The sequence below is a fragment of the Marixanthomonas spongiae genome (assembly GCF_003095375.1).
Taxonomy (GTDB): Bacteria; Bacteroidota; Bacteroidia; order Flavobacteriales; family Flavobacteriaceae; genus Marixanthomonas; species Marixanthomonas spongiae.
In genome coordinates this window covers 245,827-266,620 of record NZ_QEHR01000004.1, presented here as the reverse complement: position 1 = coordinate 266,620, position 20,794 = coordinate 245,827, and the positions used below count along the sequence as shown (strand labels likewise).

General features: G+C 42.3%; 17 protein-coding genes. 9 read left to right on the top strand and 8 right to left on the bottom strand.

Translation table 11 applies throughout. The features are described from left to right. Positions 1-5: 5 nt before the first annotated feature. From DDV96_RS07630 to DDV96_RS07620, 3 genes are all read right to left on the bottom strand, one after another. On the bottom strand, positions 6-872 hold the full coding sequence (locus DDV96_RS07630; RefSeq protein WP_116694163.1) for a DUF58 domain-containing protein: 867 nt from the start codon (positions 870-872) through the stop codon (positions 6-8). Positions 873-995: 123 nt separating this feature from the next. Next, positions 996-2,000, bottom strand: coding sequence for an AAA family ATPase (locus DDV96_RS07625; protein WP_116694162.1), 1,005 nt, complete (start codon positions 1,998-2,000; stop codon positions 996-998). A gap of 176 nt (positions 2,001-2,176) precedes the next feature. After that, positions 2,177-2,596 (bottom strand): carboxypeptidase-like regulatory domain-containing protein, encoded by a 420-nt coding sequence (locus tag DDV96_RS07620; protein ID WP_116694161.1) that lies wholly within the window; start codon positions 2,594-2,596, stop codon positions 2,177-2,179. Between the two features lie 142 nt (positions 2,597-2,738). Between DDV96_RS07620 and DDV96_RS07615 the strand changes: the two genes are divergently transcribed. The 6 genes from DDV96_RS07615 to DDV96_RS07590 all read left to right on the top strand — a co-directional run bounded on the left by DDV96_RS07615 (position 2,739) and on the right by DDV96_RS07590 (position 9,085). Next, positions 2,739-3,500 carry an SDR family NAD(P)-dependent oxidoreductase gene (locus DDV96_RS07615; protein ID WP_116694160.1) on the top strand — a complete coding sequence of 254 codons (762 nt, stop codon included), beginning with the start codon at positions 2,739-2,741 and terminating at the stop codon, positions 3,498-3,500. 162 nt (positions 3,501-3,662) lie between these two features. Further along, entirely contained in the window at positions 3,663-4,799 is a 1,137-nt protein-coding gene (locus DDV96_RS07610; RefSeq protein WP_116694159.1) for an ATP-binding protein, read from the top strand. A gap of 57 nt (positions 4,800-4,856) precedes the next feature. Then, the gene (locus DDV96_RS07605; protein WP_116694158.1) at positions 4,857-5,993 is read left to right on the top strand and encodes an SPFH domain-containing protein; all 1,137 of its coding nucleotides are present in this window, start codon (positions 4,857-4,859) and stop codon (positions 5,991-5,993) included. A 180-nt stretch (positions 5,994-6,173) separates the two neighbouring features. Then, positions 6,174-7,265: a DNA helicase PriA gene (locus tag DDV96_RS07600; RefSeq protein ID WP_116694271.1), complete on the top strand. Its 1,092-nt coding sequence runs from the start codon at positions 6,174-6,176 to the stop codon at positions 7,263-7,265. After that, on the top strand, positions 7,262-7,987 hold the full coding sequence (locus DDV96_RS07595) for a metallophosphoesterase family protein (protein WP_116694157.1): 726 nt from the start codon (positions 7,262-7,264) through the stop codon (positions 7,985-7,987). Before DDV96_RS07600 ends, DDV96_RS07595 begins: the two co-directional genes overlap by 4 nt. Positions 7,988-8,095: 108 nt before the next feature. Continuing rightward, complete coding sequence (locus DDV96_RS07590) at positions 8,096-9,085, top strand: acyl-ACP desaturase (RefSeq protein WP_116694156.1); 990 nt, start codon at positions 8,096-8,098, stop codon at positions 9,083-9,085. 111 nt (positions 9,086-9,196) lie between these two features. On the opposite strand, the gene amaB is transcribed toward DDV96_RS07590, so the two are convergent. From amaB to DDV96_RS07565, 5 genes are all read right to left on the bottom strand, one after another. Then, complete coding sequence (gene amaB, locus DDV96_RS07585) at positions 9,197-10,750, bottom strand: L-piperidine-6-carboxylate dehydrogenase (RefSeq protein WP_116694155.1); 1,554 nt, start codon at positions 10,748-10,750, stop codon at positions 9,197-9,199. A 127-nt stretch (positions 10,751-10,877) separates the two neighbouring features. Further along, positions 10,878-11,498: a uracil-DNA glycosylase gene (locus DDV96_RS07580; protein WP_116694154.1), complete on the bottom strand. Its 621-nt coding sequence runs from the start codon at positions 11,496-11,498 to the stop codon at positions 10,878-10,880. 203 nt (positions 11,499-11,701) lie between these two features. Then, a complete protein-coding gene (locus DDV96_RS07575; protein ID WP_116694153.1) occupies positions 11,702-11,941 on the bottom strand; it encodes a hypothetical protein in 240 nt (79 codons plus the stop codon). Between the two features lie 267 nt (positions 11,942-12,208). Further along, positions 12,209-12,748 carry a 3-hydroxyanthranilate 3,4-dioxygenase gene (locus DDV96_RS07570; RefSeq protein WP_116694270.1) on the bottom strand — a complete coding sequence of 180 codons (540 nt, stop codon included), beginning with the start codon at positions 12,746-12,748 and terminating at the stop codon, positions 12,209-12,211. A 60-nt stretch (positions 12,749-12,808) separates the two neighbouring features. Then, positions 12,809-13,315 (bottom strand): CAP domain-containing protein, encoded by a 507-nt coding sequence (locus tag DDV96_RS07565; RefSeq protein WP_116694152.1) that lies wholly within the window; start codon positions 13,313-13,315, stop codon positions 12,809-12,811. 206 nt (positions 13,316-13,521) lie between these two features. Here DDV96_RS07565 and DDV96_RS07560 point away from each other — a divergent pair, with 206 nt between their 5' ends. From DDV96_RS07560 to DDV96_RS07550, 3 genes are all read left to right on the top strand, one after another. Next, positions 13,522-14,592, top strand: coding sequence for an isoaspartyl peptidase/L-asparaginase family protein (locus tag DDV96_RS07560; RefSeq protein ID WP_116694151.1), 1,071 nt, complete (start codon positions 13,522-13,524; stop codon positions 14,590-14,592). After that, positions 14,585-14,896 (top strand): antibiotic biosynthesis monooxygenase family protein, encoded by a 312-nt coding sequence (locus DDV96_RS07555; RefSeq protein ID WP_116694150.1) that lies wholly within the window; start codon positions 14,585-14,587, stop codon positions 14,894-14,896. The genes DDV96_RS07560 and DDV96_RS07555 overlap by 8 nt, the downstream gene beginning before the upstream one ends. 262 nt (positions 14,897-15,158) lie before the next feature. After that, positions 15,159-20,750 (top strand): alpha-2-macroglobulin family protein, encoded by a 5,592-nt coding sequence (locus DDV96_RS07550; RefSeq protein ID WP_116694149.1) that lies wholly within the window; start codon positions 15,159-15,161, stop codon positions 20,748-20,750. The last annotated feature ends 44 nt before the right edge of the window (positions 20,751-20,794 follow it).

The following is a 20,794-nucleotide window of genomic DNA, read 5'->3' as shown; positions in this document are numbered from 1 at the left end:
ATAATTTATGCTCTGTGCTTAAAGTAACCCAATAATTTTTTCACGTAGCTTTCGTCCACGCGGCAACTCAATGCTCCTGCACCACTTTTGGTAAAGGATTCTTGAAAATAATCGACGCGTTCCCTGTAATAATTGTTATATTTTTTCCTGACCGACTTTGCCTGGGTGTTGACCAACATGAGCTCGCCCGTTTCAGCGTCTTGCATTTGTACCATTCCCAAATTTGGAATTTTTTCTTCACGTTGATCATACACCCTAATTCCAGTTACGTCGTGTTTTCTGGCTACAATCCGCAAGGTGTCTTTATAGTTGTCCGTAATAAAATCGGAAAGCACAAAAACGATGGCTTTCTTTTTCATGACGTTGGTTAAATATTTCAACGCTTGCGATAAGTCGGTTTTTTTGCTTTGCGGTTTAAATTCCAATAACTCCCTAATTAAACGCAAGACGTGTGATTTTCCTTTTTTCGGCGGAATAAAAAGTTCTATTTCATCTGAAAAAAGAATCAACCCAATTTTGTCATTGTTCTGAAGTGCCGAAAAAGCAAGAGTTGCAGCTATTTCAGTAATGATTTCATTTTTAAATTGTGAACTTGTCCCGAAAAACTCCGAACCACTGATATCTGCCACGAGCATTAAGGTGAGCTCGCGTTCTTCTTCAAAAACTTTTACAAAAGGTTCGTTGTAACGAGCGGTAACGTTCCAATCAATGCTGCGAACATCGTCGCCAAATTGGTATTGACGCACCTCGCTAAAAGTCATCCCGCGGCCTTTAAACGTACTGTGGTATTCGCCACCAAAAACGTGATCGCTTAACCGACGCGTTTTGATTTCGATTTTCCGTACTTTTTTAAGAAGTTCTTTTGTATCCATTGTTTGTCCCCCACCTAAATCCTCCCCCAAAAGGGGAGGACTTTTAATATTATTTGTAATTATTCACTATATATATTTTTTAGATTTTGGCTTCTCCCCTTTTTGGGGAGACCGAGAGGGGGATTATGGTACTTCGATTACATTGACAATCTTGTTGATGATGTCTTCTGAAGTAATATTTTCTGCTTCGGCTTCGTAGGTAATCCCGATACGGTGGCGCAACACATCGTGCACCACGGCGCGAACATCTTCTGGAATTACATACCCTCTCTGCTTGATAAACGCATAACATTTTGAAGCAATTGCCAAGTTGATACTTCCACGCGGAGAAGCACCGAAACCAATAAGATGTTTTAAATCTTCTAATTTATAGTTTTCGGGATTACGGGTAGCGAAAATGATATCGAGAATGTACTGTTCAATTTTTTCGTCCATATACACTTCACGAACGGCTTGTTGTGCCCGTAAGATCTGGTCGATGGAAACAACTGGATTTACTTTTTCAAAAGCGCCTTTTAGGTTTTGACGGATAATGAGTTGTTCTTCGGCCAACTTTGGGTAGTTTATAACTGTTTTAAGCATAAAGCGGTCCACTTGTGCTTCGGGCAACGGATAGGTTCCTTCTTGTTCAATAGGGTTTTGGGTGGCCATCACCAAAAAGGGTTTGTCCAGCGCAAAAGTTTCTTCGCCAATGGTCACTTGCTTTTCCTGCATGGCTTCCAGCAGTGCCGATTGTACTTTGGCCGGCGCCCGGTTAATCTCGTCTGCGAGCACAAAATTGGCGAAAATAGGCCCTTTTTTAATGCTGAAATCGTTCACCTTCATATTGTAGATCATGGTTCCCACAACATCGGCGGGGAGCAAATCTGGCGTAAACTGTATTCGGCTAAAGGTACCGTGCACCGCTTTTGAAAGCGTATTAATGGCCAAGGTTTTTGCCAATCCGGGAACACCTTCCAGAAGGATGTGCCCTTGCCCCAAAAGACCGATAAGCAACCGCTCGACCATGTGTTTTTGGCCTACGATCACCTTGTTCATTTCCATGGAAAGGATGTTCACAAAAGCACTTTCCTTTTCAATTTTTTCATTTAACGCGCCAATATCCAAGGCAGTATCTGTTTGATCCATACTTCTAAAATTTCAAATAATAAGCAGTTGTTTACAACCGTGCAAATTGTGGATTTATTGATTAAATCCCTGTTAACAAAGGGTTAAAAAATTTCACCCTAAAGACGGCATAAAAAAAGCACTGTTTCTTAAAATAACGTTACAGTGCTGTTAATGTTTGTTAGGTATTTATAGCATTAATTTGACGCTACGGTTACGGTACCTAAAGCGGTTACCTCGCCAATGCGGACTTTTACATCTTCAAATGTTTGTTGGGTTGTTTCGTTTTCCTCTGTTTTAATTTTTACGGTGTATGTCCCTTCAGGGAATCCGGTAATGAAAAATTCGCCCACCTCGTTGGTGGTTCCAGTGATTTTTTCTTCGGAATTTGTCGCAACGATCGATACTTCAGAGTTGGGAGCAATCACGCTTCCCATAATGGCGCCATCTGTTTTCTTGGTTTCAGTTGCCGTGTCGGCATGCACTGTTTCGGAATCAGCATCAGCATTTGCCGTTGAAGAAGTGTCATTTCCGCCAAAAATTGTATTGTTGCTGCTACAACCTATAAACAAAGTAGTAACCGTTATTAAAAGGGTTGTTTTTATATAAGATTTCATAGTTAACTGATTTCTGATTACCACGAATATAATTAGTTAAAAAGGCTGTTTCCGAAGAATTAACATGCATTAACTTGGCAATTAACCCTATCTTAACGTTGAAAAAAGCGACAGAAGTTTTACTTTTAAGAAAAACTATTAAATGAAACATAAAACAGCTTTAATCACCGGTGCCACTTCGGGAATTGGTCGCGCCATTGCCAAAAATTTTGCCCAAAACGGCTTGCATGTCATTCTCTGCGGAAGAAGGCAGGAGCGCCTCGATGCACTGCAAAAAGAACTTTCAAAAATAACAAAAGTTCATACTCTTAATTTTGATGTTCGGGATAAAAACAAGGTGTTCGAACAAATAAAATCCCTGCCCAAAGCGTTTTCAGCAATCGATATCTTGATAAACAACGCTGGTAATGCCCACGGAAAAGACCCAATTGATGAAGGCCATACAGACGACTGGGACGCAATGATCGATATCAATGTTAAAGGATTGCTGTATGTTACAAAAGCCGTCCTTCCACAGATGGTTGAGCGACAATCTGGGCATATTATCAATATCGGTTCTACAGCTGGGAAAGAAGTGTATCCCACCGGCAATGTTTATTCTGCCAGCAAACATGCCGTGGATGCCCTAAACCAGGGCATGCGCATGGACCTTAACGGAAAAGGCATAAAAATTGGCGCTGTTAATCCGGGGTTGGTAGAGACGGAGTTCAGTGAGGTCCGGTTTAAGGGCGATACCCAAAAAGCCGATACGGTTTATCAAGGCTATACACCATTGCAACCCCAAGATGTGGCCGAAACCGTTTGGTTCGCCGTAACCCGACCGCCGCACGTAAACATCGCCGATTTGACCATGATGTGCTTGGACCAGGCATCGAGTATGATCGTTAATAAAACTTCGGAATAATTTAGGCTTCGGGCTTCGATACAATCCCGATAAAAATCGGGATCACTCAGCCACCTTTATAAATTAAGATGTGCCGGTCTCTGAGTGTTTTTAAATAATGCTTGAAAAGCATCATTTAAAAATGTATCGAAGAGCCCTTAATAACCAATAACTTTTAACCCCATGATCAACAAACGGCTTCTTATCAAAAACCTGCTCGCCCATAACGACGAGAGCAGTTTCTATGATAAAAAGCGAAAGATCGACCTGGGCAGTAAAGAAGGAAAAGCCAAATTTTTAAAGCACATTTGTGCCTTGAGCAACAGCAACCCGAAAAACAATTCGTTTATCGTGGTGGGTGTGGAAGACGAAACGAACGAAATACGGGGTGTCGATTTTTTTGACGATAGCAAGCTTCAAAATCTGGTGAATGCGTATTTAACCAATGCGCCGTTGATAAGTTATGAAAACGTGCTGTTTCCACATTTACCGCCAGACAAGGTGGTTGGGTTGGTCACTATTAGGCCAACAGGTGAAATCACTTCCCTTCGCAAAAATATCTGGAAATACTGGGGCGGCAGTATTTTTATGCGCGACGGGAGCATTTCCATGCCCAAGGATTTTGATATCGAAATTAAGGACGTAAATTCTGAAATTGTAAAATCCATCGAAAACCGGGCGAAAAACAACATTGAACATACATTGGACGGCGTGATCGATTTTATGAACAATCGGCACGACGAGCTCGAATCGCATTACAAAGTATTTAAAGAGCAGTTTGTGGTCTGCTGGGCCGGAAACACCAAACAACTTGATGGCAAAACCTATTATTCCCGCGTGGATATCGAATTGATAAACGAACAGGTACGGTTGTTCTATTCGGCTTTGGACGAAGTGACCATCGAAGTGACCGATAATTATTTTAAAACCGTAGAATATGTTAGCTTAGGCTTGAACAACCGCCAAGAACACTATCCGTTGGAAGAAGTGGTGATTACCTTTCAAGAAAACGGCTCGTACCACATCGATTCTAAAATGATTTTTGAGCCGCCACGCTTCAACAAAAAGACCTTACACCATATTTACAACGCCAACAATGCCTTGGTGAAAAAGCTGAAAAAGAATGCCCGCCTGAACCCTTCCGAAGAAAAAGACCTGCAAAACCTGCCCGAAACCTATTTAATTTGCTATTTCAACGATTTTCAAAAGGCAAAAGAAAAGCTGCTGGAAGCCAAACCGTATTTAAAGGAAAGCTATGAAAAAGTCTATGAAGCCTATAAAGAAACAGTAAGGATATTGCGGAAGGTGCGGTATAACTAACCAACCATTCAACTAAATTTTATACCTTTAACATTCAATAACTAAAACCTACAAAAAATGGGCATATTCGACAAAATCAAAGAAAAAATCAGTCACGAATTTATAGACATCGTCGAGTGGCTGGATTATACAGACGACACCATCTGCCACCGTTTTGAACGCTATCAGAACGAAATTAAAAACAATGCCAAGCTCATCGTGCGCGAAGGGCAAACCGCCGTTTTTATAAACGAAGGCAAACTGGCCGATGTGTTCGAGCCCGGCACCTACACCCTGAACACCAAAAACCTGCCCATTTTAACCACTTTAAAAGGTTGGAAATACGGTTTTGACAGTCCCTTTAAAGCCGAAGTGTATTTTGTGAACACCCACTTGTTCACCGACGAAAAATGGGGCACTAAAAACCCGATCACCTTAAACGATGAGCGGTTTGGCTTGGTTGAAATCAGGGCTTTCGGAACGTATGCCTTTAGGATTAATAATCCCGGCAAATTCATCGTTGATATTGTAGGGACCGATAATAATTTCACCAATTTTGAAATAAACGAACACCTTAAAAGCCTCATCGCCACCCGCTTTACCGATACGGTGGGCGAAGCAAACCTCCCAATAGAACTGTACGCCGCAAATACTACGGAGCTTTCCGAAACCTGCAAGGACGTGATGAAACCGGAGTTTGACAGCGTGGGGATCGGTTTGGAAAAATTCTTTATCGAAAACGTTTCCATGCCAGAAGACTTGAAAAAAGAAATTTTCGAGTACAGCCGTATCGACAAATTGGATTTAGATAAATTAACCAAGTTCAAAACTGCCAAAGCCATTGAAGCTGCCGCCGCCAACGAAGGCGGAACAGCCGGTGCCGGCATGGGCATGGGAATGGGCTTTGTACTTGCCCAGCAAATGGGCGGGATGATGAATCCACAAATGGGCGGTCAGCAACAGGCGCAACCCCAACAACAAGCAGGCAGTACGCCACCGCCTATGCCGCAAGCCGTTACCTATTACTACGCCAGTAACGGACAACAAAAAGGTCCTGTGGGTTTTGAGCAGCTACGAGCTCTTTTTGCCAACCGCACGGTAAACAAGGATACCTTAGTCTGGAAACAAGGCATGCAAAATTGGACCCCCTTACAAGAAGTGGAAGAACTGAAAGCCTTTTTAGGCGGAAATACACCGCCGCCGATACCGGAATAAATGTTTTTTTCGGTGGTTTCGGTACAATTTTAAAAAGTTGCTTCGCACCTTTTTAAAATTGTACCGAAACCACCTTAGGCTCAGACCTATTAGAGCTGGTTGAGTGATTTTGATGTTTTTTGCATGCAAAAAACATCAAAATCGTATCGAAACCACCGTTCAACACCTGCCTTACAAAAAATGCAACAACCCAAACAACAAAAATCCGAACTCAAAAAATCCTGCGTCAATTGTGGGGCAGAGCTTCGGTATGCGCCAGGTACCACCAGTTTAAAATGTGATTATTGTGGCTACACCCAAGAAATAGAACCAGCCGAAACCACTTTTGAAGAGCTGGAACTGAAACCCTATCTGGATAGACTGGGCAGTCAATCGCACAGTGAGGAAATCACGATGTTGCAATGTAAAAGCTGTGGTGCCGAGCAGCATATTGAAGAAAATTACAAGTCCCTGCATTGCGTGTATTGCGGCTCGCCCTTGATTGTGGAAGATGCCAAAAAAGAGACTTGGATTTTGCCGGGAGCGGTGCTTCCGTTTCAGATTAACCAACAAAAAGCCCATCAAATCTTTAAAAAATGGGTGAAAGGACTGTGGTTTGCACCCAACGACTTAAAAAAAGCAGCCCTCGACCCACAATTTACTAAAGGCCTCTACGCTCCATATTGGACGTTCGATGCTCAACTCTACGCCGAATATACCGGGCAACGGGGCGAGTATTATTACGTAACAAAAACCGTGGGCAGCGGAAAAAACAAACGTACCGTACAAAAACGACGTACCCGTTGGTATCCAGCTTCGGGCAGTATTTCAGGTTTTGTTGATGATACTTTGATCAAGGCTTCAAAACAACGCTCTGGGATTATTCCATCTAAAGTGGCTCATTGGAACCTAAAGGACCTGCAGCCTTTCGATAGCAGTTTTTTAGCCGGTTTTGTGACCGAAAAATACACCATTCCACTACAAGATGGTCACTTAGGAGCCACCAAAGAAGCTCGAAACATAGCCAATACTTGGGCACGGCGTGACATAGGCGGCGATACCCAACGAGTACATTCCATCGATATGAAGTTGAGCAAAGAGACCTTTAAGCATATACTGCTCCCTGTGTATGTGAGCGCCTACAAATTTAAAGGCAAACGGTACAATTTTTTCATTAATGGGCAAACTGGAGCTCTTTCGGGCAAACGACCGTATTCATTTTGGAAAATATTCTTTTTTGTCCTCGCAATTATTGCAGTAATAGCTGCAATTGTCTATATTTCTAACTTATGAGAACATTGGTAATTGGCGACATTCACGGCGGGTTAAAAGGGTTGAAACAGGTTTTTGAGCGTATGGAATTAAAACCAGACGACCGCTTTATATTTGTAGGCGATTATGTGGACGGCTGGAGCGAAAGTGCCGAAACCATCTCATATTTAATCGGTTTTTCTGAAACGTACGAATGCATTTTCATTCGTGGCAATCACGATGCCCTGCTCTATAATTTTCTAAAAAAAGGCGACCACAACCCCACTTGGCTGCAACATGGCGGCGAGTCCAGCAAAAAAAGTTACGAGCGGCTTTCCGAAGGGGAAATAGAAGCTCATATCAACTTCCTTGAAAATCTACGGAATTACTTTGTAGATGAACAGAACCGACTATATCTTCACGCAGGTTTTACCAACCAGCACGGCCCACAGCACGAATATTACCCCAATATGGTGTATTGGGACCGCACGTTATGGGAAATGGTCTGTGCCATGGACCAGTCCATCGCAAAAGAAAGTGAAAAATACCCGAAAAGGCTGCAATTGTTCAAGGAAATCTATATTGGCCACACGCCTGTTACCCGGGTAGGCTTTAACGAACCGGCGAATTTCGCAAATGTGTGGAACGTGGATACCGGTGCGGCTTTTAAGGGAGCGGTTTCCGTGATTGATGCCCACACCAAAGAAGTTTGGCAAAGCGACCCTGTTTGGCAACTCTACCCTAATGAAAGCGGCAGAAATTAAGACCGTTTTGGGATAGTTTTATTTTGTGCTTTGTATCTTTACATCCTATTGGCGGTGTGCCTTTCCTGTCGGAAACACGCCAAACAACATCCAAAAACCCCACAACGTATGGTGCTTAAAAATAAACGTCTCGAAGTCATGAAAACCGTTGAAAAATCGGTGGATGACTATGTGAAAAACTATTTAATTCCTGTTGAAGAAATTTGGCAACCCACCGATTTATTGCCAAATCTTCAAAATGAGAATTATGTTGAAGAACTTACCCAAATGCGGGAAGAAGCTAAAGAATTACCTTACGATTTTTGGGTGGTCTTGGTAGGCGATATGGTTACTGAAGAAGCCCTACCTACTTACGAATCTTGGCTTATGGATATGGAAGGCGTGGATCAACACGGAAGAGACGGTTGGTCCAAATGGATACGGCAATGGACCGGCGAAGAAAACCGTCACGGCGATACCTTGAACAAATACCTTTATCTCTGCGGAAGGGTAAATATGCGCGAAATTGAAATTACCACCCACCACCTCATCAATGACGGTTTCGACATTGGCACCGGCCGCGACCCGTACCGAAACTTTGTTTATACCAGTTTTCAAGAATTGGCCACGAACATTTCACACAAACGAGTGGGGCAATTGGCCAGAAAGAAAAACAATAAAATGCTCGCCAAAATGTGTAAGTTAATTTCAGGGGACGAAATGCGCCACCATTTGGCCTACCGCGAATTTGTAAAAACTATTCTGGAATACGATGCCAGTGAAATGATCCTTGCTTATGAAGATATGATGCGGAAGAAAATCGTGATGCCCGCACAATTTTTACGCGAATCTGGCGAAGAACTCGCTTCGGCTTTTGAAAACTTCTCCAATGCCGCACAGCGATTGGGTGTTTACACCACCTTCGATTATATCGATATCATGGAAAAACTGAACAGTTACTGGCAAATAGATAAACTAAACGCCTTAACCGATGAAGCCGAGAAAGCGCGTGATTACCTTATGAAACTTCCCGATAGAATGCGACGAATCGCTAACCGTATTTCCATACCACAAGACCAAATTCAGTTTAAGTGGGTGGAAAACAATGGTATTATTTAAATAGAAATGCGACCATGCTGCCGAAAGATATCAAAAAAGCCCGTTGCAAGTTGCAACGGGCTTTTTGTCTAAAATTTATTTCTATCAGCGAAGCAATCTAACTTCTAACTACTACAAATCGAATTTAATTCCTTGTGCCAATGGCAATTCTGTAGTATAGTTAATCGTGTTGGTTTGTCTTCTCATATAGATTTTCCACGCATCGCTACCACTTTCACGGCCGCCTCCGGTTTCTTTTTCACCACCAAAAGCACCACCAATTTCTGCACCCGAAGTTCCGATGTTTACATTGGCAATTCCACAGTCTGACCCGGCGACACTTAAAAAGCGTTCGGCTTCCCGAAGGTTATTGGTCATAATGGCCGAAGAGAGCCCTTGACGCACCCCGTTTTGAATTTCGATAGCGTTTTCTAAATCACCGCTGTATTTCAGAAGGTACAATACCGGAGCAAAGGTTTCGTGCTGAACGATTTCAAATTCGTTCTTTGCTTCGGCAATGGCTGGTTTTACATAGCATCCGCTTTCATAGCCTTCGCCTTCCAAAACTCCGCCTTCAACCAAGATGTTTCCGCCTTCTTCCACAACTTTATCTAAGGCATTTTGATAGTTTTTCACCGCATCTTTGTCGATAAGCGGCCCTACGTGGTTGTTTTCGTCTAGTGGATTCCCAATTTTAATTTGTTGGTAGGCATCAACAATAGCGTCTTTTACCTTGTCGTACACATCTTCGTGCACGATCAAGCGGCGTGTGGAGGTACAGCGCTGTCCGCAAGTTCCCACAGCACCAAATACTGCCCCGATCACGGTGTTTTTAATATCGGCATCTGGTGTAACGATGATGGCGTTGTTTCCGCCCAATTCCAATAAAGTTTTTCCTAAACGGCCGGCCACTTTTTTGGCAACTATTTTTCCCATTCGGGTAGAACCGGTTGCCGAAATCAACGGAACACGCTCATCTTTGGTCATCATTTCTCCTACGGTGTAATCTCCTGTGATTAAGCAGGAAATACCTTCGGGTGCGCCGTTTTCAGAAAATACCCGCGCTGCAATATTCTGGCAGGCAACAGATGTTAATGGTGTTTTTTCAGATCCTTTCCAAATACACGCATCGCCACACACCCAAGCCAACGCTGTGTTCCAACTCCAAACGGCAACGGGGAAGTTAAATGCTGAAATAATACCAACTACTCCAAGTGGATGATACTGCTCGTACATACGGTGCCCTGGACGCTCACTGTGCATCGTTAAACCGTGCAACTGACGGGACAAACCTACTGCAAAATCGCAGATGTCGATCATTTCTTGTACTTCGCCCAGACCTTCTTGGTAACTTTTTCCCATTTCATAAGAAACTAGCTTTCCTAATGGTTCTTTCAAGCGACGCAATTCATCATTAAATTTTCTTACAATTTCTCCACGTTGCGGTGCAGGAAGCTGTCTCCATTCTTTAAATCCTTCTGTTGCTGTAGTGATTACTTTTTCGTAATCCTCTTTTGTGGTGGCAGAAACTTTACCGATCAATTTTCCGTCCACGGGCGAATAGGAAGCTATTTCCTCGCCGCTGGAAAACCAGTTTTTGCCGGTTGAGGTTCCGTTATTGGTTTCGTTTACGCCTAATTCTTTTAACGCTTCTTCAATGCCGAAGCTGCTTGCTACTGTTGCCATATTTTATGTTTTTAAATAATTTTTTTAGCTAATTTAACTGAGTTAACTCTTGAGTTTACCCTGAGTGATAATCGAAGGGCGAAGGTACGGAATAGTAGTTAGAATTTGAAATGGAAGCAGTATGATGTTAGTTTTCCTTGAGTTCGGCCTTTAGGCCTGCTACAAATTCGTTTTTTCCGCCCTGTGCAGGATGCCGAACATACGCATACGTATAGCCCAAGTGGTTGAGTTGCGATTCGGGTTTTCGGCCCAAGGCTATAATTTTATCAATGGTAAAAATAGCCAGTAGTTCATTTAAAAAATTGGCGCCTAATTCCAGCTCGGCTTTGTTGGGGGTTCGGTTGGTTTTTTTGTTGCCGGGTTTATGTGGGTGAAACGGGAAAATATTCCAGTTAAGCGGTTTTTCGACATAATTTTGCAGCTCGTTCCATACAATGGTGGCCGATTGTTCGCTGTCCAATGCTTTGGAATCATCAATGCATTTGAATCCTTGATCTTTATAGAATGGGGTTTCGGTCAAGATACGTTCGCTCGTAAACGGAATTCCGGTAAGGCTGCAGCCTTTGTAGCTGGGTGCTTCCCCCAACAATAAGGTCGTGGGGTTGATTTTAAGCATCTTTGTTAAATAAAGCGTTAGGTTATGCCTTCGGATGGCCGCCGCTTTTGAATTTCCGAAATAGAAATTTTCGGTTGTTGTAGGGACAACTTGTTTGGAGAGTTTGGTTATGAAGTGGGTTATTTTGGTCACTGGGATTTATAAAGATTGGGTATAAGGGCAGAAGCGGATTTCAAAGCGGTTACTTGTCCCGCTACTACAAAAGTTTATTAAATGCACAGACCTTCGATTCACCACTTCAGCCGTTATTGCTCATATATATTGTTGAATTTAATTTGAACAGTTTTTGAATTACATTTTTCGACCATATAAACAAATACACTAATATTAGGCGTTTATTTAGTTTTTCTTTCTTTTGTTAGGTACAAGAGGACTAAACCGGCTATAATTGCAATTGTCCAACCAATAAGCCAATTAACACGCTCGGTTTCTGAATCTAAATTGAGTCTAAAAAAATCAATATGTAATTGAATAATTCCATTCATTGCCAATATTTCCAAAGCAACCAGTACAATTCCCATTCCAAGTAATAGCCATCCCAACACCTGTAAAATATATTTTACTTTATTATCCATGATTTATTTTTAAAATTTAAAACAGAACTTCTGTTTAAAGTTCTTTTGAGCTATTCTGGTATTTGTGGATTTCAAACCCTAACTAATATTAAATTTAGGTGTTGATAATCAATTGATTATAATTTTTCTTTTTCCAGGTTTTTTTAACCGTTCAGACCTTCTCAGGACCTTAGCTCAAGAAATTATGGGGTTTTTCTTGTTTGGGGAATTATGCACAACTTATATATAAACTCAATTATACAAAAGTCCTGTTTCTTCTAAAGCTTTTTACTCATCCGTAGTAAACCGTTCATCTGTTTCCATTACCTCGCCACAATTATCGCAAGTGCGCAGTTCTTTGGAATTGTAAAAGTGTTTAAAATGTTTCAGAAAATCTTTTTCAATATCATCCAGCTCAAAATATACTTCGTATAACTTATTGTTGCAGTTGTCGCAAAACCAGAGCAGCCCGTCTTTTACGTCCAGGTCTTTGCGTTTTCGTTCGACTACCAGCCCAATGGAATTTTCATGCCGGACCGGCGAGTGTGGTACTTTGGCGGGATGCAAATACATATCACCAGGGCCCAATTTCATGGTTTTCTTTTCGCCTTCGTCTTGAACATAAACTTCAATTTCGCCTTCCAACTGGTAAAAAAGTTCTTCGGTTTCGTTATAATGGTAGTCTTTCCGAGCGTTGGGACCAGCAACAACCATCACGATATAATCGTCGGCATCTTTATACAGGTTTTTGTTGCCCACCGGGGGTTTGAGTGCTTCCCTGTTTTTTTCTAACCAATTGTTGAGATTGAAAGGTTTTTGAATAGCCATAGCCGTATTTTTAAGGTTTCCATAAAAATACGGCAAAAGCTATAAACAAAAAAGGGAGTCTTATTTTTTATAGAAGAGCTGGGTGAAATAAACCCGTCCGTCGGGCGCTTCAATAACGCCAAAACCGGAGTGGGTAAAATCACCTTCAATATTTTGACGGTGCCCTTCGCTGTTTAACCACGCATTGACAACCTCTTCGGCAGTTGGGTAACCAAAAGCAACGTTTTCGCCAACAATTTTGGCGCCTCTCTTTTTGAGCGCTTTTTTCCTGACATCAAAATGGTCGTGGTTGATTTCTTCCAAGTCGATCATGTACAACGTATGGTCTACTGCATAAGCAGAAGCGTATTGCTGGTCGCTTTTAAGAAGCGCAAGACCTTGGGAAGACCGGTGCTGATTGATTAAATCTAAAATTTCGTTTGCCATTTCCCAATCGGTTTCGTTGGCAAGGTTTAAATCAATGGTGTAATCGGTAGTCTCCTCAACGACTACCTCGGTGTCTTTGCTACAAGAGGTCACAGTACAAAAAAGTACCATAGCCAGTAGGCTGGTTTTAAGTAGATTCATAAGTACGGGGGCATCAAATTTGGGGCATGATGCTGATTCAAATATAGAAAAAATCTTACAAAAAATTACACTTTATCGATTTATTTATGTCTTTAATCGATAAAATAGAATTGTTTCACCATTCTGAAACTTAGTTAAAACTTTGGTCAGCCACCGTAAACAGTGAAATTTCCGTTATATTCGTATATCTTAAAACCGAAGGTCGTATGAGAAAAATTTTAACACTTTTAATCGTATTTTTTGTGCTTTTTAGCTGTAAAAACGAAAAAAATGAGTCAGAAATTTCTGAAAAATCACCACAAATAGAACAATACCCAACTCCAAATTTCGGGATTGTAATCCATGGTGGTGCCGGAACCATCCTAAAGAAAAACATGAGCGATTCGCTTGAAAACGTGTATAAACTGAAATTGGAAGAAGCCATAAAAACAGGCCACGACATTTTAAAAAATGGCGGTACAGCCATGGAAGCCGTTACCAAAACCATTAACGTGATGGAAAACTCGTCTTTGTTCAATGCTGGAAAAGGTGCTGTTTTTACTCATGAAGAAACCAATGAACTGGATGCCTCAGTTATGGATGGTGCCACATTAAATGCAGGGGCGGTTGCGGGAGTTACCCACATTAAAAACCCAATCGATTTGGCCTTGGCCGTGATGAACAATTCGCCACACGTATTGCTTAGCGGACAAGGGGCCGAACGCTTTGCTAAAGAACAGGGCTTTGAAATGATGGATCCTTCCTATTTTTATACCGAAAAAAGGTTTCAGTCATTGCAACGCATAAAAGAAAAGGAAAAGACAGAACTGGATCACGATTCAAAAGTTTCCTTTGCCGAAGATCCTTTTATTAAAGACTCAAAATTCGGAACCGTTGGTTGTGCCGCTTTGGACAAAAACGGAAACCTCGCCGCTGGAACTTCCACCGGAGGCATGACAAACAAGCGTTGGAACCGTATTGGCGACGCACCTATTATCGGCGCCGGGACGTACGCCAACAACGCTACCTGTGCCGTATCTTCAACCGGATGGGGCGAATATTTCATCCGTGGGATGGTGGCTCACGACATTTCGGCTATGATGGAATACAAAGGCGTAACGCTTCAGGAAGCTGCGGAAGAGGTTATTCAAGAAAAACTGCCAAATCTAGGCGGCGATGGTGGCATTGTTGCCATTGATAAAGACGGAAATGTCTCCATGGAATTCAACACCGCTGGGATGTACCGTGCTACTATGAATGCGGAAGGCGATTTAAAAATAGGCATTTATAATGAGTAATAAAGGCTCATCGTACTACGCAGTCATCTTTACCAGTCAGCAAACGGAAACCATAGAAGGATATGATGAAATGGCTCAAACCATGGAGAACCTTGCAAAACAACAACCAGGGTATTTAGGCATTGAAACTGATCGTTCAGAAATAGGGATAACAGTAAGTTATTGGGAAAATCAGCAAGCCATTATAAATTGGAAAGCTAATTTAGACCACCAAATGGCACAAAAATTAGGTAAAAAACAATGGTATTCTTGGTATAGAATAAGAATCTGCAAAGTGGAACGGGAATATGAGTGGCAAAAGTAATTTAAAGATTAGCATTTAGAGTAAATAATTTACTTCTCTCCCTCAGGGGAGGTCGGGAGGGGGACTTGTTAAACCCTTCCCAAATCTTAGATTTTAAAATACGAAACAAAAACAATTTTTCGTTACTCAAATAACTCCCTTCCAAAACATTCAAAATTCAAAACCCCTACATTCAGGGATATTTTATTGCTATAATAGCAACATATTTGTTTGTCGTTAGCCGCTATTCTATTTAATTTTAAGAACGAAAAAACCATCGATTATGAGAAACCTGTCTTTTTTTCTAGCCCTGATTGCCATTTTATTTCTTTCCGCTTGCGGCGACAAAAAACCTTCTGAAACCGACAACCTTTTTAAGTTTAAAGATTATATTTCATACAACACCTACGGAAACAAAAGCATTGCAGATCCCATTCGCATCGAACTGCAAAAACCGTTGGACCAATTTGAACTTACCCAGGAAATAGACCGAAAATACCTCACCATTTCTCCGTCAACCGAAGGCACCCTCACTATTGAAAATGGGCGCACACTCGTCTTTACACCTGCCGAATATTTAAAGCCCGACACTGAATATACCATCACGGTCAAACTGAGCAAGCTGTATGACAACGTTGAAAAAGAATTTAAAGATTATACCTTCAGTTTTAAGACCATCACCCCCAATTTTAAAGTTGATCTGGGCAACCTGCAATCGTACAGCAAAAAATGGCAGTATATAAACGGATATCTGGAAACTTCAGATATCATTACATTGGAAAAAGCCAAAAAATTGGTTCAGGTAAACCAGGGCGACAAAAAACTGAAACTCCAATGGCCTTCGGAAGGGGACTATGCCACTTATTTCAGTTTTACCATAGACAGCATCCAACGAAAAATGGACGATTCAGAAATCAAAATAAGCTGGAACGGCGATGCCATCGATGCTGAAACAAAGGGCGAAAACACGTTCAAAATTCCAGGCCAAAACAATTTTACGGTGATCGATGTAGAAAGCACCCTTTCGCCACAGACTTCACTTGCCATTAATTTTTCCGACCCGTTGAAGGAAAATCAAGATTTTGCAGGACTAGTCACTATTGATAGCATTCAAAATTTAAGTTATGAGGTAAACGGCAACGTATTAAATATCTACCCAAGCACCCGAATTACCGGAGATGCCCGGGTAACGGTGTTCAACGGCATTAAAAACATTGAAAATTTCGGCTTGAAAAAAGAATTTTCTGAACTCGTTTCTTTTGAAGAACTCAAACCTGCCGTCCGGCTTATTTCAAAAGGAACTGTTTTGCCCAATGCCACTTCCACGCCCTTTTATTTTGAAACGGTCAACCTTTCGGCCATCGATGTGCGCATCATAAAAATATACCAAGACAACATCCTTCAATATTTACAAACCGCAGACCTGAACAGCAATAATGTTTATGATATAAAACGCGTAGGAAGGCGTATTGCCAAAAAGACCATCAACCTCACTGAAAATTCCGTAGGCAGCAACAGCACATGGAAAGCCCACGCCTTAAACCTTTCAGAATTCTTTAAAGCCGATCCCGGTGCCATCTATCGCGTGGAACTCAGTTTTAAAAAGAGCTATACGACCTACGATTGTAGCGGAAATACTACTGAAGCAACAGAAGAAGATGACTATTACGCAAACGCTGATGATACCTATGAAGACGAACAAGAAGAAAAATATTGGAACAACGAGATTTACCGTTGGCGCGATTACACCTACAATTGGCAAGAAAGGGATAACCCGTGCCACGCTGCCTATTATAATCAAGACCGAATAATAAGCAGTAATGTAATAGGCAGCGATCTGGGTTTGATCGTTAAGGAAAGCAGCAACCGCTCCTATCATTTTATCACGAACAATTTAGTGACCACCAAACCCGAAAGTGGCGTTAAGATCAAGCTCTATAATTACCAACAGCAATTGGTGGAAACTGTTACCACAGATGCCGAAGGGATGACGCTTTACGATAGCGAAAAAAACATCGCTTTTGCCGTGGCACAAAAGGGAAAAAATTACGCCTACGCCAAATTGGAAGACGGAAAAGCACTGTCCATGAGCAAGTTTGATGTTTCCGGAAAACAATTGCAAAAAGGCATCAAAGGATTTTTATATACCGAGCGTGGCGTTCACCGTCCGGGTGACAGCATACACTTAACCTTTGTACTCAGCGATGTGGCCAATCCATTACCAAAAAACCATCCCGTAAAACTAGAAGTAACCGACGCCCGAGGAAAACTAGTCCAACGAAGTGTGTTGAACGGAACAAAATTCTCCCCTTTTGGAGGAGATGCCGAAGGCAGAGGGGGAGAAAGCGGGATGTTCAGAAGCAAAGAAGGTTTTTATTACTTCCCCATCCCCACCCAGCCCAGTGCCCCGACCGGCAATTGGAATGCTACGGTAACCGTTGGTGGCGTGCAGTTTACCAAAAGCCTAAAAGTTGCCACGGTAAAACCCAACCGTTTAAAAATAAAATTGGATTTTGATGATGACATCCTCGATGCCAGCAAACCGATAAAGGGGACGGCGAATGCCGCGTGGTTACACGGCGCTCCAGCCCGGAACTTGAAAATTGAAATGGACGCTACACTTAGAACAACCTCCACTGCGTTCAAAAATTACCCGAACTATCAGTTTAACGATCCAGTTCGCACGTTCAATGAAGTGGAAATCCCGGTGTTGGATACGAAACTTTCTTCGAAAGGAACTACGTCGTTTTCAAAAGATTTTGAAGTCAGCGGCAAAGCACCCGGCATGCTCCAAGCTACTTTTTTAACGAAGGTGTTTGAAGGAGGCGGCGATTTTTCAATCGATGTGTTTAGTAAAAATTTAGCGCCTTACTCACATTTTGTAGGCTTGCGCTCGCCCGAAGCCCATAAATACGGTTCTTATTTTACCGATGAAAACACGGTGTTCGATGTGGCAACTGTCGATGCCCAAGGCAATGCCAGCCCCAACCGCGAAGTAGAAGTAAAGGTTTTCAGGATAGAATGGCGCTGGTGGTGGAACCGTGGGAACGATAATTTATCAAGGTATGAAAACGCCACCGTCCACAAACCGGTAAAAGATTTTAAGGTTACTACCAACAGCAAAGGAAAGGCTAATTTTACCATCAACATTCCTGAAGAAGAAGGCGGCCGGTATTTAATTCGGGTCATCGATAAAAAATCAGGGCACGCCACGGGCCGTGTTGCCTATTTTTACCGAAACTGGTGGAAAGCCCCAGTTGATGGCGAGGCCGAAAGTGCCAAAATGTTGGTTTTTTCCGCAGATAAAGAAAAATATAATGTAGGCGAAGAAGCGTTTATCACCTTCCCATCTGGTAGTGAAGGCCGGGCATTGATCAGTGTGGAAAACGGTACCGAAGTATTGGCCACCCATTGGATAGAGACCAAAAAAGGCGAAACCAAAGCCGCCATTCGCCTTACCAAGGAAATGACACCCAATATATATGTAAACATTTCTTTGCTGCAGCCCCATGAACAGACCAAAAACGATCTGCCCATCCGGTTGTATGGCGTGATTCCTATTTTGGTGGAAGATGCTTCAACTGTGCTAAAACCTGAAATCAATATGCCCAACGTATTGAAGCCGGAGGAGAATTTTACCGTAAAGGTTTCCGAAGCAAACAACAAACCCATGACCTACACGTTGGCGATGGTCGATGAAGGGTTGTTGGATTTAACCCGTTTTAAAACCCCTGAAATCCACAAGGCTTTTTACACCCGCGAAGCTTTGGGCGTAAAAACTTTCGATATGTACGATGATGTAATCGGCGCTTATTCGGGGAGTGTGGATAATATTTATGCTATTGGGGGTGGCGATGTGGCTGCCGGCGCCAAAAACCGAAAAGCCGACCGATTTAAACCCGTTGTAAAATATGTAGGTCCGTTTAAACTGAAAGCTGGCGAAACCGCTTCCCATACATTGACCATGCCCAACTATGTGGGATCGGTGCGTACTATGGTCATTGCCGGGGATAACTCCAAAAGTGCGTATGGAAAGATTGACGAAACCACACCCGTACGAAAACCCTTGATGGTGTTGGCTTCGCTTCCACGGAAATTGTCACCTGGCGAGAAAGTAACGCTTCCGGTAACCGTTTTTGCAATGGAAGAAAAAGTAAAAAACGCAACCATTACCGTAAAAACAGGTGATGGATTAAAACCTATTAACGGAACTTCAAAAACCATATCATTTCCTTCGGTAGGTGAAAAAATAGTGAATTTTGAGTTTGATGTGTTGCCAACTTCAAAAATACAAACCATTGAAGTGCTCGCTTCGGGAAGTGGCGAAAAAGCGAGCTACAAAGTGGAAATAGACGTGGAAAACCCCAACCCTATTTCTCAAAAGGCAAGTCAATACACCTTGACCGAAAACGGGACCGAAACCATCAACTTTGAAACCTTTGGCGTTTCGGGAAGCAACGGAGCGATGTTGGAATTTTCTACCGTTCCACCCATGGATTTTGGCAAGCGCATGGAATACTTAATCCGTTATCCCCATGGCTGTGTGGAGCAAATCACTTCGGGTGCTTTTCCACAACTGTATTTGGCCGATGTGTTTGATATTACCTTTGATAAGAAAAAAGACATTCAAAAAAACGTAGAAACCGCCATCCGAAAATTAGGGAACTATCAAAATACTTCCGGCGGACTCAGTTATTGGCCCGGTGAACGAGAAGCAGACCCGTGGAGCACCAATTATGTAGGGCACTTTATGTTGGAAGCCAAACAAAAAGGATACGCCTTGCCTATTTCGTTTTTGAACAATTGGTTGCAGTTTCAGAAAAATGCAGCTAGACAATGGCGTAATAGTAGTACAAGTTATAATTCTAGTTTAACGCAAGCCTACCGGTTGTACACCTTGGCACTAGCTGGTCAACCCGAATTAGCGGCTATGAACCGGCTTCGGGAATCGAAACACCTAAGTAACGATGCCAAATGGAGATTGGCAGCAGCTTATGCTTTGGCAGGTAAAAGGAATGTAGCCGAGCAGATTTCGCAAACAGCAAATATCAATTTTGAGCCTAAACGATACAATTATTACACCTACGGCTCCCCTTTTAGGAACAAGGCTATGGCACTTGAGACTATGGTGGCATTGGGAGATAACAAGCAACGGGAGATGGCTGTTTCCGTGGCTAAAGAATTGTCATCCCAGCGTTGGTACAGCACCCAAGAAACTGCTTACGCCTTGTTAGCTATGGCAAAAATGATAAACAAAAATGGCGGAAAAGCGATGGAGCTTACCTATACCGACAACGGAAAAACAAAAATCGTTAAAACCGACCGTGCCGTAGCGCAACGAGAGCTTAGTTTTACAATGGGTGATAATTCAGTTTCTGTTTCTAATAAAAAAGGGAATGTGGTCTATGTTACTTTAATTCAGCAAGGAAAACTTCCGTTAGGTAAAGAATTGGCTGAACGAAAAAACCTCACTATTCAAGCTCAATATTTGGATGGAACAGGAAAATCAATCGACGTTTCAAAATTACGGCAAGGGACAGAAATTTCTGCCACGGTAACGGTTACCAACATCTCTAATGATCACATTAACAACGTAGCGCTTACTAAAATCTCCCCAAGCGGTTGGGAAATTGTCAATACTAGTTTTACCGAACTTGGTGGCGGCGCTAGTGGCAAAGCACGATATACCGACATCCGTGATGACCGGGTAAATTTTTACTTTGATCTCCGGGCCAAAAAGTCGAAAACGTTTACGATAAAACTGAATGCTTCGTATTTGGGCACTTATTATCTGCCCGGCACACAAGTGGAAGCGATGTACGACCGTAATTATTATGCGCGTAATAAGGGGATGTGGGTTGAGGTTGTGAAGTAAGCAAATAAAAAAAGCTCCTTCCCCTAGACAGGGGAAGGTGGATT